Annotated in this window: 8 protein-coding genes, 2 tRNA genes, 1 rRNA gene, 2 pseudogenes and 1 riboswitch; of the genes and pseudogenes, 7 read left to right on the forward strand and 6 right to left on the reverse strand. The window is 63.6% G+C overall.

All coding sequences use genetic code 11. The features are described from left to right. Positions 1 to 2: 2 nt before the first annotated feature. Entirely contained in the window at positions 3 to 851 is an 849-nt protein-coding gene (locus tag FOM02_RS14990) for a chorismate mutase (RefSeq protein ID WP_027562832.1), read from the reverse strand. Positions 852 to 1,071: 220 nt separating this feature from the next. After that, positions 1,072 to 1,151, forward strand: a riboswitch (SAM riboswitch). Positions 1,152 to 1,242: 91 nt separating this feature from the next. On the opposite strand from FOM02_RS14990, the pseudogene metX reads away from it, so the two are divergent. Together metX and metW are read left to right on the forward strand one after the other, a co-directional pair. Further along, positions 1,243 to 2,444: pseudogene (gene metX / locus FOM02_RS14995) on the forward strand (homoserine O-acetyltransferase MetX). A gap of 2 nt (positions 2,445 to 2,446) precedes the next feature. Beyond that, positions 2,447 to 3,109, forward strand: coding sequence for a methionine biosynthesis protein MetW (metW, locus tag FOM02_RS15000; protein ID WP_027562834.1), 663 nt, complete (start codon positions 2,447 to 2,449; stop codon positions 3,107 to 3,109). 119 nt (positions 3,110 to 3,228) lie between these two features. Here the strand turns inward: metW and FOM02_RS15005 are convergent, their stop codons facing one another. Beyond that, entirely contained in the window at positions 3,229 to 4,092 is an 864-nt protein-coding gene (locus tag FOM02_RS15005) for an alpha/beta fold hydrolase (RefSeq protein WP_027562835.1), read from the reverse strand. 319 nt (positions 4,093 to 4,411) lie between these two features. Here FOM02_RS15005 and FOM02_RS15010 point away from each other — a divergent pair, with 319 nt between their 5' ends. Beyond that, complete coding sequence (locus FOM02_RS15010; protein WP_265441854.1) at positions 4,412 to 5,074, forward strand: TIGR02594 family protein; 663 nt, start codon at positions 4,412 to 4,414, stop codon at positions 5,072 to 5,074. Between the two features lie 127 nt (positions 5,075 to 5,201). Here FOM02_RS15010 and FOM02_RS15015 read toward each other — a convergent pair whose 3' ends face one another. Next, positions 5,202 to 5,723 (reverse strand): TonB C-terminal domain-containing protein, encoded by a 522-nt coding sequence (locus FOM02_RS15015; RefSeq protein WP_051378330.1) that lies wholly within the window; start codon positions 5,721 to 5,723, stop codon positions 5,202 to 5,204. A 143-nt stretch (positions 5,724 to 5,866) separates the two neighbouring features. Next, entirely contained in the window at positions 5,867 to 6,655 is a 789-nt protein-coding gene (locus FOM02_RS15020; protein ID WP_027562837.1) for an MOSC domain-containing protein, read from the reverse strand. A gap of 241 nt (positions 6,656 to 6,896) precedes the next feature. On the opposite strand from FOM02_RS15020, the pseudogene FOM02_RS15025 reads away from it, so the two are divergent. After that, positions 6,897 to 9,646: pseudogene (locus FOM02_RS15025) on the forward strand (ATP-dependent Clp protease ATP-binding subunit). A 79-nt stretch (positions 9,647 to 9,725) separates the two neighbouring features. On the opposite strand, the gene FOM02_RS15030 reads toward FOM02_RS15025, so the two are convergent. Continuing rightward, entirely contained in the window at positions 9,726 to 9,992 is a 267-nt protein-coding gene (locus FOM02_RS15030; RefSeq protein ID WP_027562839.1) for a hypothetical protein, read from the reverse strand. A 127-nt stretch (positions 9,993 to 10,119) separates the two neighbouring features. Further along, positions 10,120 to 12,183 carry a M23 family metallopeptidase gene (locus tag FOM02_RS15035; protein WP_027562840.1) on the reverse strand — a complete coding sequence of 688 codons (2,064 nt, stop codon included), beginning with the start codon at positions 12,181 to 12,183 and terminating at the stop codon, positions 10,120 to 10,122. 988 nt (positions 12,184 to 13,171) lie between these two features. On the opposite strand from FOM02_RS15035, the gene FOM02_RS15040 reads away from it, so the two are divergent. The 3 genes from FOM02_RS15040 (at position 13,172) to FOM02_RS15050 (ending at position 15,036) form a co-directional block, all read left to right on the forward strand. Continuing rightward, positions 13,172 to 14,660, forward strand: a 16S ribosomal RNA gene (locus FOM02_RS15040). A gap of 190 nt (positions 14,661 to 14,850) precedes the next feature. Next, positions 14,851 to 14,927, forward strand: a tRNA-Ile gene (locus FOM02_RS15045). Between the two features lie 33 nt (positions 14,928 to 14,960). Then, a tRNA-Ala gene (locus FOM02_RS15050) sits at positions 14,961 to 15,036 on the forward strand. Positions 15,037 to 15,070: the final 34 nt, after the last annotated feature.

Consider the following 15,070-nt stretch of genomic DNA (forward strand, 5'->3'; position numbering starts at 1 on the left):
ACTTACGATTTCGACCCGGTCGGGGTCACCGTATAGCGCGTTGCGTGGCTGCCGACGAGGGCCGTGGAGCGCACCGAGGCCCCTGCTTCGATCAGGGCAGCCTTGATCTTGTCGATGCTGGTTGCGCTCGTGACCGACACCAGCAGCGCGGCTCCGTCAAAGGCGGTATCGGGCACCGCCACGATCTCGGCGAGCGGCGACAGGGTCCGCGCGACCTCGGCGTTCCACCCCGAGACACGCACGCTGAAGGTCTCGACCTCCGTCACCAGCGCGCTGTCGGCGACGCGCGAGACCGCGAACACCGGCAGTGCCGCCGGATGATCGGCGCGCTCGACGAAAGGCAGCCGCGCGATGATCTTCGGCGCGCCTTCCGCTTCCAGCTCCAGCCACCACGGCGTGCGGCTCGACGTCGCCGAGACCAGTGCCAGGTCGCCCTTGGATTTCGCCACCGCCTCGACCGCAGCCTGTGCGCTGAAATGCGCGACGTAAGGCACGGTGAAGCCGAAATGGAATCGCGCGGAATCGCGCATCGCCGGCTCGCTTACGGAGATGTCGGCATGCACCGAGAACGGCGCCTGCACGTAGGTGAACGTCGAGATGATCACGCGCCAGATGCTCTCGACCGTGTCGAGCGGCAGGATGCCGCGATGGCGCTGCACGAGGTCGCGCATCATCGCGGCTTCGCGCGCAGGCCGGAACGCGGAGCCGACCTCCTGGGTCTGCTTCACCTGGATCAGGCGGTCGATGATGTCGCCGCGTTGCATCAGCAGGCGATGCATGTCCGCGTCGATCGCGTCGATCTCCTTGCGCAATTCCTGGAGCGATGGTGGCGCGGGCGGACGTTGGGACATATCTGCCGGATGCTGTTCTGCGAAGTGCCGTTGAGAGGCGTTCCAATGCGGATCGGGCAGGCCAATGGGCTAGCCGGATTCCGTTGCGGTCGATGTCCTGATTAGGCAGTCAGGGCGGCGAAAGCAAAGAGAAATGACGACCTTTTCGGCCGGCGTTTCAAGGACGATTTTGGTTAATCCGGGCCGCGACTTGACGAAAACCGCCCAAGACAGTAGATTTTGCCTGTTCCGTGGTCATTTGAGCCGGCCGGCTTGCAGCCACGTTAAAAAACTCGCTAAACAGGCCGGGGACGCTTCCGATCCCGGCCGAACCTATCGTTCAGGCCGGGTTTTTCATGGCCTGATGCAAGTAGCGGTCTGAAGTCCGATCGCAAACGAGGTCGATGATCAGATGGGTAGCGTCAAGTCGATTCCGAGTCCTGCGATCAGCGCCGATGAGCGCTCGCACGAGGTCGATCACCCGAGTTCGCAGGTCGCGCGTTTCGGCGCAGATCAGCCGCTGCGGCTCGATTGCGGCGTCGATCTGGCTCCGTTTCAGATCGCCTACCAGACCTATGGCGAGCTCAATGCCGATCGCTCCAACGCCGTTCTGATCTGCCATGCGCTGACCGGCGACCAGCACGTCGCCAATCTGCACCCCGTCACCGGCAAGCCCGGCTGGTGGGACACGCTGGTCGGCCGGGCCGCCCCATCGATCCCAGCCGTTACTTCATCATCTGCTCCAACGTGATTGGCGGCTGCATGGGCTCCACGGGGCCGGCCTCGATCAATCCCGCCACCGGCAAGGTGTGGGGGCTCGATTTTCCGGTCATCACCATTCCGGACATGGTGCGCGCGCAGGCGATGCTGATCGACCGGCTCGGCATCGACACGCTCTTCGCGGTGGTCGGCGGCTCGATGGGCGGCATGCAGGTGCTGCAATGGACCGCGGCCTATCCTGACCGCGTGTTCTCCGCGCTCGCGATCGCCTGCTCGACGCGGCACTCGGCGCAGAACATCGCCTTCCACGAGCTTGGCCGCCAGGCCGTGATGGCGGATCCCGACTGGCACAATGGCGGCTATGCCGATCGCAGTCTTCATCCGCATCGCGGCCTCGCGGTCGCGCGCATGGCCGCGCACATCACTTATCTGTCAGACGCGGCTCTGCACCGGAAATTCGGCCGGCGCATGCAGGACCGCGAGCTGCCGACCTTCTCGTTCGACGCCGACTTCCAGGTCGAGTCCTATCTGCGCTACCAGGGCTCCTCGTTCGTCGAGCGCTTCGACGCCAACTCCTATCTCTATCTCACCCGCGCGATGGACTATTTCGACATCGCCGCCGATCACGGCGGCGTGCTGGCGAAGGCGTTCGCGGGAATCCAGACCCGCTTCTGCGTGGTCTCCTTCACCAGCGACTGGCTGTTCCCGACCTCGGAATCGCGCGCGCTGGTGCATGCGCTGAACGCGTCGAGCGCGCGGGTGTCGTTCGCCGAGATCGAGACCGACCGCGGCCACGACGCCTTCCTGCTCGACGTTCCCGAATTCTTCGACATCTCCCGCGCCTTCCTGCAATCGGCAGGCAAGGCCCGCGGGCTCACGGGCAAGGACAGCTAGCGATGTCTGTACAGGAAGTGCTGCCGTTGAATGGGTTCACTGCGGAGCAATCCGCGCATTTCCGTGCGGACCATCTGCTGGTCGCCGAGATGGTCAAGCCCGGCTCGAAAGTGCTCGACGTCGGCTGCGGTGACGGCGATCTGCTTCAGCTTCTGGAGATGCGCGGCGTCGATGGCCGCGGCATCGAATTGTCGCGCGAGGGCGTCAACCGCTGCGTTGCCAAGGGCCTCGCGGTGGTGCAGGGCGATGCCGACACCGACCTTGTCAACTATCCCGACGATGCCTTCGACTACGTGATCCTGTCGCAGACGCTGCAGGCGACACGGCAGCCGCGCGTGGTGCTCGAAAACCTGCTGCGCATCGGCCGTCGCGCCATCGTGTCGTTCCCCAATTTCGGCTTCTGGAAGATGCGGCTCCAGCTCCTGATCGGCGGCCACATGCCGCGCACCGAGAATTTGCCGGCAAGCTGGTACGACACCGCCAACATCCATTTCTGCACCATCAAGGATTTCGTCGAGCTCTGCGATGCGATCGGCGTCAAGATGGAGCGCGCCGAGGCGCTTGACCTCTACGGTCGTCCTCTGCGGTTGCGATTGCCGTGGTGGGTTTGGAACATGTTCGGCGAGCAGGGCGTGTTTCTGCTGAGCCGCGGCGGGCGGAAGTAGGTTCTCCGTCATCCCGGGGCGCGCGAAGCGCGAGCCCGGAATCCATTGGGCCGCATAGGCTGTCGCGCGATGGATTCCGGGCCTGCGCCTCCGGCGCATCCCGGAATGACAGCAAGTGGCTAATGCGCCGCCAGCGACCTCGGATCGCGCACTGGCCATCGCCCTGCTTCCACCAGCGTCACGAACCGCTCCACGCTCTCGTTGAACAACGCGGGCTCTTCGAGATTGAGCACGTGGCCGGATTTCGGAAACATCGCGAGGCCCGCGGCCGGCAGATGCTTCTTCAGAAACAGGCTCGCCCCGACGCACGGATCGTCCTCGTCGCCGCAGATGATCAGCGCGGGCGTTGTCACGGCCCTGATCGCATCCGTCAGCGTGTAGATCGAGGGACGGCCGCCCTGGAAACCGCGCATCGTGTGCGCCGAGCCCTTGGCATCGTGGCGCGCCAGTGCGGCGTAGAAATCGGCGTGACCGCGCGGGTCCTTGACCAGGAAGGGTATACGGCTCGGTGCCTCGCGCGTGACCTTTGCGACTTCCGCGGAGCCCAGCGTCTCGAACTGTTCGGCATTGGCGCGGCACTGCTTGCGCCAGGCATCGAGATTTTCGAGCTCCGAGCCGGAGCCGACGCCGGCCAGCGTCATCGACAGCGCGCGATGCGGCGCGTTCAATCCGATCTGGAGCGACGAATAGGCGCCCATCGAGAGCCCGACGAGATGCGCGCGCTCGATCCCGAGATGATCGAGCACCGCGAGCGCGTCGGTGTAGAAGTGCGTGTAGGTGTAGACCTCGCCATCGGGCACGTCGGATGGCGTGTAGCCGCGCGCGGAATAGGTGATGCAGCGGTGGCCGCGCGAGAAGTAACGCATCTGCGGCTCCCAATTGGTGTAGTCGGCCGCGAATTCGTGCAGAAAAATAATCGGCGTTCCCTGACCCGCCTCTTCGAAATAGATGCGGACGTCATCCCTGGTCGTGGCGTGGGGCATTAACTGTTTCCCTCTGTTCAAGCCGCAAACAGAGGATCGCAGTTAATGGTGTTGTCCGCAATGCGGCAGCACCAGACCAGCTCCAATGCAAAATCATCGCAGCCATTCGCCGACACGGCAGTCTTTTTCTCGCCACATCCGGAAGCTTTACGGCCCGGCGGATGTCGGCCACCGCACGGGCCGACGGGAAGTGGGGGTGTAACTAAGGATGAAGAATGGTTGAGTTGTTTGCGTACCGCCTGTCGCGTTGTATTGTCGCGCTGGCGTTCTTCTTCGCGGCGGTTGCCGCGTTCGTTTCTCCGGCCTCAGCGCGGGCGCGATGCATCCAAGTCGCGCTTTCAAAGAACAACGTTGGGGCGCAGGATACGTGCTGGCGTTCTTCTTCGCGGCGGTTGCCGCGTTCGTTTCTCCGGCCTCAGCGCGGCCACACCATCGTCATAGCGCGGAGCGGCACGCTTACGTGCACCATGCCAGACATCATCATTACCGGCACCATGCCCGCAGCTCGCGTTTCGAGCGCCGCGCGGCGCAATTGCAGGCGAGCGGCTTTGCCGACAGCCAGGCCAGCTATGATCCGAGCGCCAACGGCGGCGGCATGACCAGCAACGCTGTGAGCGGTGGCAGCTTTGGCGGCGGATCGGGTGTCGTGTCCGAGGCGCGCCGCTATCTCGGCGGCAATCCCACGGGACGAGGCAGCCTGTGGTGCGCGCGCTTCATGAACATGGTGCTGGAGCATACAGGCCATCGCGGCACCGGCTCCGACATGGCGAGCTCGTTCGCGCGGTACGGCACCCGTGTCTCCGGTCCGCAGGTCGGCGCCATCGCGGTCATGTCGCGCGGCCGCCGCGGCGGCCATGTCGGCATCATCACCGGCATCGACGCGCAGGGCAATCCGATCATGATCTCCGGCAACAACGGCAATCGCGTCCGCGAGGCCCCGGTCTCGCGCGGGCGGATCTATGCGTATGTGATGCCGAACTGAAAGCAGCGACAGAGCAGTAGGGTGGGCAAAGCGTAGCGTGCCCACCACCTCTGTCCGCATAGAGGATGGTGGGCACGGCGCGCCTTTGCCCACCCTACGGCAGCGGCGCGCTTTGCCGGATCATGCCCTAGCGCGGAACGCGCGCGGTAATGTGCCCTTTGACCGGCATCGGCATGTCGCTCGCCGGTGCCGGCAGCGTCAGTCTGGGCAAGATCTCGTTGCGAAATGCGGCGTCGATGTCGGCATCGCCGGACGGCCTGGCAAGCTGGACCCGGGTGACATGCCCCTTTGAATCGATCCACATCTCACACTGGACGTCGAAGGGCTTGTCGCGGGTCCTCGCATTTTCCCTCGTCGCCGTCTCCAGCGCGGCCTGAACGGCACGCGCGTAGGCAGTCCAGCGCGTGCCGAGCATACCGGATCTGGCCGGATTGTCCGGGCCGCCAAGGTTGAGCGGCGGCGGCTCGTCCAGCGGCGGACGGCTAGGTTGATCGGCGTGAGGCATGCCGATCGCCGGCGGGCTCGGCATGTCGTCGTCCGTTCCGGGCTGGCCGGCATTCTGCGCCAATGATGCCGGCTCGCGGAGCGCCAGCAGGGCAAGGGCGAGCAGGAGTATCCGGCGCCGGCGCGACCTTGCTTCGGCCAGCACAGCAAATTTCCCAAAGATATGTCGCAACGTGGGAAGCGCGCGCACGATCGGCCAACGTTTCAGTGGACCCTGAACGTGAGACGATTGGGACAGCTGAAATGCGCAAAACGAGGTGGCCGCGCCCGTAAGCCCTTACAGGAAGCTCACACCAGCTTCGGCTCTTCCACCGCGACCGCATCTCCGACGCCGATCTCGCCACCTTCGATCACCTCGGCATAGATGCCGCAGTCCATGTGGCCGAGATGGCGCGAGAGCGTCGGTGGGATTTCGAGGTCGCGCGCGGCGGTGACGGGATCGACATTGGTGGCCGGGCAGCGGACGATGCGTTTGACCACTTTCAGCCGGGCTTGCCCGATCGCGAGCGTCTGGCCGACAAGGTCGAGCTCCGACCAGGCGGGCCAGCCCTTCACGTAGAGATTGGCGCGGAAGCGCAGCGGATGCACGGCGGTGCCGCCAAGCATGGTCTCGATGGCGCGGACGCTGTCGAGATTGATGATCGACACGACCTTGCGGGCGACGTCGGAAAAGCTGTGGTCGCGGCCGGACAGAACCTTTGGCGGGCCCTTCAGCTCCGGCTGGAAATTCTCGGTGAAGTAGCTCTCGATGGCGGCGCGCCCGGCGGCGGTCTCGAGATCGCCGCTGGCGACGATCTGGCCGTCCTTGCGGATGGTCAGGCGGTGGGTCGCGTCCTCGTAACGGCTGTCGAGCGACGCCAGCCGCTCATGGCGCGCCAGCATCAGAAACTGGATCTTCGGCTTCCACTCGGGGGCTTCGGGGTCGAACCCGCTCGGGCCGTTCTCGATGGCGTAGCGGCGGTCGGCGGGCAGGGTCTGGCCGATCCGCAAGGGGACGCGGGGCAGGGACTCCGGCGTCAGGCCCTTGATCGGGTAGCGGTAGAGGCCGGTGATCTCGGCGGTCTGGCTGGCTGTCATGCCGCTACTTAAGGGATTCGACCGCATCCCGCCAAGCCGGCGGATCAGCGCACGAAATTGTGAACTCGCCTCTTTCGATCCGGGGGCACGCTTCCCACATCTGGGTCAGGCCGGCGCCAGCGCCGGCTGATAACGACCGCTGCTGGTTGAGGAACGTCAACGCAGCCAGCGGAAACCCAGTGAAGATGCCGTTTGGAGTGCCTTAGAGGGCTCCAGGGGCAGGCCGAGGGACAGAAAAGAAATGAACATCGACAAGTATACCGAACGCTCCAGGGGCTTCATCCAGTCCGCGCAGTCGCTCGCGGTGCGCGAGGGGCACCAGCAGTTTTCAACCCTGCATGTGCTGAAGGTCCTGCTGGACGACAATGAGGGGCTCGCTGCCGGTCTGATCGACCGCGCCGGCGGCAATTCCCGTGCAATTCTGAAGGCGACCGAGGAAGCCCTGAACAAGGTGCCGAAGGTCAGTGGCGGCGGCGCCGGGCAGATCTATCTCGCGCCCGAGCTCGCCCGCACCTTTGATGCCGCCGAAAAGGCCGGCGAGAAGGCCGGCGACAGCTTCGTCACCGTCGAGCGGCTATTGCTCGGCCTCACGCTGGAGAAGACCAGCGAGGCAGGTGCGATCCTCGCTAAGGGCGGCGTCACGGCGCAAAATCTCAACGCGGCGATCGAGGCGCTGCGCAAGGGCCGCACCGCGGACTCGGCGACCGCCGAGAATGCCTATGACGCGCTGAAGAAATATGCCCGCGACCTGACCCAGGCTGCGCGCGACGGCAAGCTCGACCCGGTCATCGGCCGCGACGAGGAGATCCGCCGCACCATCCAGGTGCTGTCGCGACGGACCAAGAACAATCCCGTCCTGATTGGTGAGCCCGGCGTCGGCAAGACCGCCATCGCCGAAGGGCTCGCGCTGCGCATCGTCAACGGGGACGTGCCCGAGGGTCTGAAGGACAAGAAGCTGCTGTCGCTCGACCTCGGCGCGCTGATTGCCGGTGCAAAATACCGTGGTGAGTTCGAGGAGCGGCTGAAGGCCGTGCTCCAGGAGGTGACCGCGAGCGAGGGCAATTTCATCCTGTTCATCGACGAGATGCACACGCTGATCGGCGCCGGCAAGGGTGATGGTGCGATGGACGCGTCCAACCTGCTCAAGCCCGCACTCGCCCGCGGCGAGCTGCATTGCATCGGCGCGACCACGCTCGACGAGTATCAGAAGCACGTCGAGAAGGACGCCGCGCTGGCGCGGCGGTTCCAGCCGATCTTCGTCAGCGAGCCCTCGGTCGAGGACACCATCTCGATCCTGCGCGGCCTGAAGGACAAGTACGAGCAGCATCATGGCGTGCGGATCTCCGATTCCGCGCTTGTTGCCTCGGCGACGCTGTCCAACCGCTACATCACCGACCGCTTCCTGCCCGACAAGGCGATCGACCTCATGGACGAGGCCGCGGCGCGGCTGAAGATGCAGGTCGATTCCAAGCCGGAAGAGCTGGATTCGCTGGACCGCGAGATCATCCGGCTCAAGATCGAGCAGGAGGCGCTGAAGAAGGAAAGCGATCCCGGCTCCAAGACCCGTCTCGAAGCGCTCGAGAAGGAGCTGGCCGAGCTCGAGGAGAAGTCGACGGCGCTCACCGCGCGCTGGAGCGCGGAGAAGAACAAGCTCTCCAACGCCCAGAAGCTGAAGGCGGAGCTCGACGGCTTGCGCGTCGAGCTCGCCAATGCGCAGCGGCGCGGCGAATTCCAGAAGGCGGGTGAGCTGGCCTATGGAAGGATCCCGGAGCTGGAGAAGAAGCTCGGCGATATCGAGGCGAAGGAGAACTCCGGCGAGATGATGGAGGAGGCGGTCACCGCCAGCCACATCGCGCAGGTGGTCTCGCGCTGGACCGGCGTGCCCGTCGACAAGATGCTGCCACATCGCGCAGGTGGTCTCGCGCTGGACCGGCGTGCCCGTCGACAAGATGCTGGAAGGCGAGAAGGAGAAGCTTCTCAAGATGGAGGAGCAGCTGGGGCAGCGCGTCGTCGGCCAGGCCGAGGCCGTGCGTGCGGTCGCAACCGCCGTGCGCCGCTCGCGTGCGGGCCTTCAGGACCCGAACCGGCCCACCGGCTCGTTCATGTTCCTGGGGCCGACCGGCGTCGGCAAGACCGAGCTGACCAAGGCGCTCGCCGAGTATCTGTTCAACGACGAGACCGCGATGGTCCGCCTCGACATGTCCGAGTACATGGAGAAGCACTCGGTCTCGCGGCTGATCGGCGCGCCTCCGGGCTATGTCGGCTATGACGAGGGCGGCGCGCTCACCGAAGCGGTGCGGCGCCGGCCTTATCAGGTGGTGCTGTTCGACGAGATCGAGAAAGCGCATCCTGACGTGTTCAACGTCCTGTTGCAGGTGCTCGACGACGGCCGCCTGACCGATGGCCAGGGCCGTACCGTCGATTTCCGCAACACGCTGATCATCATGACCTCGAACCTCGGTTCGGAGTTTCTGGTGAATCAACCCGAGGGCGAAGACACCTCAGCCGTGCGTGAGCAGGTGATGGGAACGGTGCGGGCGCATTTCCGCCCCGAATTCCTCAACCGTGTCGACGAGATCATCCTGTTCCACCGCTTGCAGCGGAGCGAGATGGGCCGGATCGTCGAGATCCAGTTCGCGCGGCTGCAGAAGCTGCTGACCGATCGCAAGATCGTGCTGACGCTCGAAGTTCGCGCGGCTGCAGAAGCTGCTGACCGATCGCAAGATCGTGCTGACGCTCGACGCTGCGGGGCGTGACTGGCTCGCGGCCAAGGGCTGGGATCCCGCCTATGGCGCCCGGCCGCTGAAGCGGGTGATCCAGCGCTACCTCCAGGACCCGCTCGCCGAGATGATCCTCGGCGGCGACGTCAAGGACGGCGATACCGTTGCGATCTCGTCCGCAGGCAACGTGCTGACCTTCAACGGCAAGGCGGCGCAGACCGCGGAGATCACCCAGTTCGACGCGCCGGTGTCGAAGCGCAAGCTGAACTGACCGGGCGGCTCGTCGCAAAACAAAGTTCGCCCCGGAGAGGTCGTCCTCTCCGGGGCGAATTGTTTTTCAGGCTGCTTTGCTAGCTGGCTGGAGACATCGTGCCGGGCGAGGCCGGCCCTTCCTCTTCGCCGTCCTGTTCGAGCTCCGACAGGATGTCCACGAGCGCACGGACGCGGCCCTGCGCCAGCGGACGCAAATCGTTGATCATGGGCTCGTCATTGGCGAGCCAGGCCTGGGCTTCCGCGAGTTCCTCGACGGTGGCGCCGGTTCCGATGATCTCTGCAATCGTCACGTCATCCACGCTGCCAACGGCCTTGGTGACGTCGTCGCGAGAGAGATGCTGCATGGCGGTCCTCCTCTGGCTCAACGGCAAAAGACTGGTCGCGCGAATCAATCGAGACGCTGCCGATCGGTTCCGCGAAGTGTGGAGGGAGGAGCGATCCGGCCCGGGAACGGCGGGAATCGCGGGGAAATTACCGGTTGGTGACCTGGAGCGGGCCGCCGGTCGCGTCCGACATGCGGGCGATGGCGCCGCCGCGGCCGCTCATCATGCCGTCGAGCCGGTCGCGCTCTTTCTCGAAGCCTGCCAGAACCGCCCCTTCCAGCGAACGGCCGCGCGGCAGTTTCACGCGCAGCGGATCGACGAAGCGGCCGTTGACGAGGATTTCGTAGTGGACGTGGGGACCCGTCGACTGGCCGGTCGAACCGACGAAGCCGATCACCTGGCCCTGCCGCACCTTCTTGCCGACCTCCATGCCCTTGGCGAACGCTGACATGTGGCCGTAGGCGGTCTCGTAGCCGTTGGAATGCTTGATGCGGATATATTTGCCGTAGCCGCCCTCGGGACCGGCCTTCTCGATCACGCCGTTGCCTGAGGCGAAGATCGGCGTGCCGTAGGCGGTGGCCCAGTCGACGCCGGTGTGCATCTTCACATAGCCCAGGATCGGATGGCGGCGGCCGCCGAAGCCGGAGCGCATGATGGCGTTGTTGACGGGCTTGCGCACCAGGAACTTCTTCGCGCTCTTGCCGGTCTCGTCATAGTAGTCGACGACGCCGTCGTCAGGGCTCTGATAGCGGTAGTATTTCTTGGTCTCGCCGCCGACCGTGAGGGAAGCGAACAGCACGTCGTTCTTTTCGCTCGACGTCACGCCCTCGTCCTCGCCGGCGTAGAACACGTCGAAGGAATCGCCCGGCTGCACCTTGCGCTGGAAATCGACGTCGTAGGAGTAGATCTTGATCATGTCCTCGATGACCGGCATCGGGACCTTGTTGCGCATCGCGGTCTCGTAGATGCTCTGGTAGAGCCGCACGCCGGTGCCGTCATCGTCGTCATCGTCGTCGCTGTTGGCGTTGGCCGTGGCATCAGCGACGGTGTTCATGCTGGAGACGTCGACCGCGACGTATTTGCCGAGGTCGGACAGCGCCGCGATCGCCTCGACCATGGTGTCGTTTGCAACCACAACGCGATAGGGCTGGAGCCTTGCGCCGGGGCTCGCGGGCGCCATCAGGATGCGCAGCTTCTCGCCTTCCTTCAGGCCGCCGTCGCGGCCGCGGGGCCCGAGCGTTGCGGTGATCGCCTTGATCTCCTCAGGCGTCGCGCCGAGATCGCGCAGCACGGAGCCGACGCTGTCGCCCTTCTTGACCAGATGGACGCGTTCGCCGCTGGGATTGCCGCCGGTGATCTGCTCCTTGGTCTTGGGCAGCAGCGTGACGTTTTCCGGCACCACGCGCGTCTCGAAACCGGCATAGGGATCGGACGACGACGTTTCCGGGGCGTAGGCGCTGCGGATGTCGGAGGCGCCGGTCGCGCCGGAGACGTCGGCGGTGGCATTGGCGAGCGAGGCGTAGCGGACACCGCCATTGCCGCGCCAATTGGCGGCATCGCGCACCCGCATCAGGATGTCGTCGAGCGCGACCACCGCGGAAATCTTCGCCTTCGGCAGCACCGGCGACAGATCCTTGGTCACGAAGGAGACCTCGGCGTCGGGCTCGACGGCTTCGGGATTGTTGGGATCGTCGGAGGCGGTCTTCGGATCGGAGCCGACGTCGGTGAGCAGACGCTGGGCGTTGAACGGCGGGATCTTCGCCGACAAATCGCTCGTCGTCATCGACAGGTTGCCGGCGATCCGGACGAAGGGGCGCACCCGCATCACGTCGCGATTGCCGACGCGGGCGACGGTCGAGACGCGCACGATGTTGCGCGAGGCGGTGGATTCGCTCGGCGGCGGCAGGCGATCGCTCTTGTGCAGCGTGGCTGCGCGATCGGCTGCGCCGAACGCACCGCGCAGCGCGCCTTCGACACGCTCGGGCACCTTGGCGAAGGTCATCTCGCCGTCGAGCGACGCGAAAACGGCGCCGCCGATCAGGGCTGCGCCGCAGAGTCCGGTCAGAATTGTACCGCTGAACCATTGCACGGAGACGCGGCGGCGATCGATGACGGCGGCTTCCGAACCATCGACGGACAGCGGCGGCTCGTGGCCGAGATCGATGATCCCGGTCTCACGCCCGTAAGCGCCGCGTGACGTCCTGTGGTTCAACCCAAGTCCCCCAATCAACGACCCAAGATGCCCGTTTCGAACCCCGTTCCGGCCGCCCTCTTGCAGGGGGATCGCCGGAAAAGGCAAGCCGCACAGGCGCCCGCGCTCAGAAAGCCCTGCAATAGGGCCGGCCGAAATTACGAACAGCTGGACGGGTGAAGGTCTCTCGAAGTCTCTCGAATGTCGGAAGAAGGCCGCCTCATCGTATGATTGCCTTCCTCTGACCCTACGAAAATCGCGGCAGCCCCCACTGGCACCCCGCGATTCAAGCTTGTCTCTTATCAGAACGCCGCGGGATTGTGGCTCAAGTACGGCGCCTAATATGGAAAAAGTTTACTGAACGGCCGGGCGCCTGGGGCCGCCCGGGAGGGGCGCCCAGGACCGCCTTCGGAGCCCCTCAGGAGCCCCCAGGGGCGCAAACTTTTTTTGAGATTTTTTACCGTGCGGGACCGGCCGACGCACCCGGCGGCCTCCTAATTGACTGGAATCGCTTGATTTTTTTTCCATGATCCACTGTGCGACGATTTGTTGACGATTGGCGTTGACAGCCCGGAAGGCGGGGCCTATAACCCCAACCACTGAGCGCGGCGCCGCCGGGTCACTGACCAAGGCGAGCGAACGCGCCACTGATGCTCCTCACCTTGTTGAGTGACACAACAGCCGACACCAGTCGGTTGGAGTTCATCCATCGTCGGTAAGGGTGTCGGAACCCTTCCTCTCAGGAAGGTTGGGGCCTCTCCGGTCCCGGGCTGTTTGACAAGTGAAGATGAAGAAAGAGAAACGTGGACGGCGGAGTCCTTGCGCCTCTCGGACCACTTAAGAGCTTCGGCTTTTGAGTACTGAGAGAGGACGAAAGACTTCGGCGGTACACGTTTCAAAGGAAACACCATCGTTGTCCGCGATGTGAATCGCAGACAGCAAGTCGATTTCGGTCGACAATGGTGGGACCTCGTCAAACGTTGTGATCAGCCGGTTCAAAGTTCAAGTCCAACTTGAGAGTTTGATCCTGGCTCAGAGCGAACGCTGGCGGCAGGCTTAACACATGCAAGTCGAGCGGGCGTAGCAATACGTCAGCGGCAGACGGGTGAGTAACGCGTGGGAACGTACCTTTTGGTTCGGAACAACACAGGGAAACTTGTGCTAATACCGGATAAGCCCTTACGGGGAAAGATTTATCGCCGAAAGATCGGCCCGCGTCTGATTAGCTAGTTGGTAGGGTAATGGCCTACCAAGGCGACGATCAGTAGCTGGTCTGAGAGGATGATCAGCCACATTGGGACTGAGACACGGCCCAAACTCCTACGGGAGGCAGCAGTGGGGAATATTGGACAATGGGGGCAACCCTGATCCAGCCATGCCGCGTGAGTGATGAAGGCCCTAGGGTTGTAAAGCTCTTTTGTGCGGGAAGATAATGACGGTACCGCAAGAATAAGCCCCGGCTAACTTCGTGCCAGCAGCCGCGGTAATACGAAGGGGGCTAGCGTTGCTCGGAATCACTGGGCGTAAAGGGTGCGTAGGCGGGTCTTTAAGTCAGGGGTGAAATCCTGGAGCTCAACTCCAGAACTGCCTTTGATACTGAAGATCTTGAGTTCGGGAGAGGTGAGTGGAACTGCGAGTGTAGAGGTGAAATTCGTAGATATTCGCAAGAACACCAGTGGCGAAGGCGGCTCACTGGCCCGATACTGACGCTGAGGCACGAAAGCGTGGGGAGCAAACAGGATTAGATACCCTGGTAGTCCACGCCGTAAACGATGAATGCCAGCCGTTAGTGGGTTTACTCACTAGTGGCGCAGCTAACGCTTTAAGCATTCCGCCTGGGGAGTACGGTCGCAAGATTAAAACTCAAAGGAATTGACGGGGGCCCGCACAAGCGGTGGAGCATGTGGTTTAATTCGACGCAACGCGCAGAACCTTACCAGCCCTTGACATGTCCAGGACCGGTCGCAGAGACGTGACCTTCTCTTCGGAGCCTGGAACACAGGTGCTGCATGGCTGTCGTCAGCTCGTGTCGTGAGATGTTGGGTTAAGTCCCGCAACGAGCGCAACCCCCGTCCTTAGTTGCTACCATTTAGTTGAGCACTCTAAGGAGACTGCCGGTGATAAGCCGCGAGGAAGGTGGGGATGACGTCAAGTCCTCATGGCCCTTACGGGCTGGGCTACACACGTGCTACAATGGCGGTGACAATGGGATGCGAAGGGGCAACCCCTAGCAAATCTCAAAAAGCCGTCTCAGTTCGGATTGGGCTCTGCAACTCGAGCCCATGAAGTTGGAATCGCTAGTAATCGTGGATCAGCACGCCACGGTGAATACGTTCCCGGGCCTTGTACACACCGCCCGTCACACCATGGGAGTTGGTTTTACCTGAAGACGGTGCGCTAACCCGCAAGGGAGGCAGCCGGCCACGGTAGGGTCAGCGACTGGGGTGAAGTCGTAACAAGGTAGCCGTAGGGGAACCTGCGGCTGGATCACCTCCTTTCTAAGGATGATCCTTCAGCGAGCTCACGCTCACTATCGGATCGTTTTAGAAACATCAGTGGCCAACAGATCGCCAGATCGTTGAGCTGCATTGGCGGGATTTCGCCGTCTTCGTTTCTCTTTCTTCGCGGACGAACACGCGCTGGGCCTGCAACGGCAGGATCCAGGGTCCTTAACGGGATGTGCGTTAGGGGCTTGTAGCTCAGTTGGTTAGAGCGCGCGCTTGATAAGCGTGAGGTCGGAAGTTCAAGTCTTCCCAGGCCCACCACTTTCATCGAGTGTGCATTCGTCTTCTGGTTACGGGGCCATAGCTCAGCTGGGAGAGCGCGTGCTTTGCAAGCATGAGGTCGTCGGTTCGATCCCGTCTGGCTCCACCAGATGGTTTGATCACCGAGATCTTGTACCGTCGTC

It is taken from the genome of Bradyrhizobium sp. SEMIA (assembly GCF_014844175.1).
Taxonomy (GTDB): domain Bacteria; phylum Pseudomonadota; class Alphaproteobacteria; order Rhizobiales; family Xanthobacteraceae; genus Bradyrhizobium; species Bradyrhizobium arachidis.

Bases quoted from the DNA above. Each gene is read 5' to 3' on its own strand.
- metW (WP_027562834.1), top strand. From the start codon at position 2,447: ATGTCTGTACAGGAAGTGCTGCCGTTGAATGGGTTCACTGCGGAGCAA.
- FOM02_RS15005 (WP_027562835.1), bottom strand. From the start codon at position 4,092: ATGCCCCACGCCACGACCAGGGATGACGTCCGCATCTATTTCGAAGAG.
- FOM02_RS15010 (WP_265441854.1), top strand. From the start codon at position 4,412: ATGCATCCAAGTCGCGCTTTCAAAGAACAACGTTGGGGCGCAGGATAC.
- FOM02_RS15030 (WP_027562839.1), bottom strand. From the start codon at position 9,992: ATGCAGCATCTCTCTCGCGACGACGTCACCAAGGCCGTTGGCAGCGTG.
- FOM02_RS14990 (WP_027562832.1), bottom strand. From the start codon at position 851: ATGTCCCAACGTCCGCCCGCGCCACCATCGCTCCAGGAATTGCGCAAG.
- FOM02_RS15020 (WP_027562837.1), bottom strand. From the start codon at position 6,655: ATGACAGCCAGCCAGACCGCCGAGATCACCGGCCTCTACCGCTACCCG.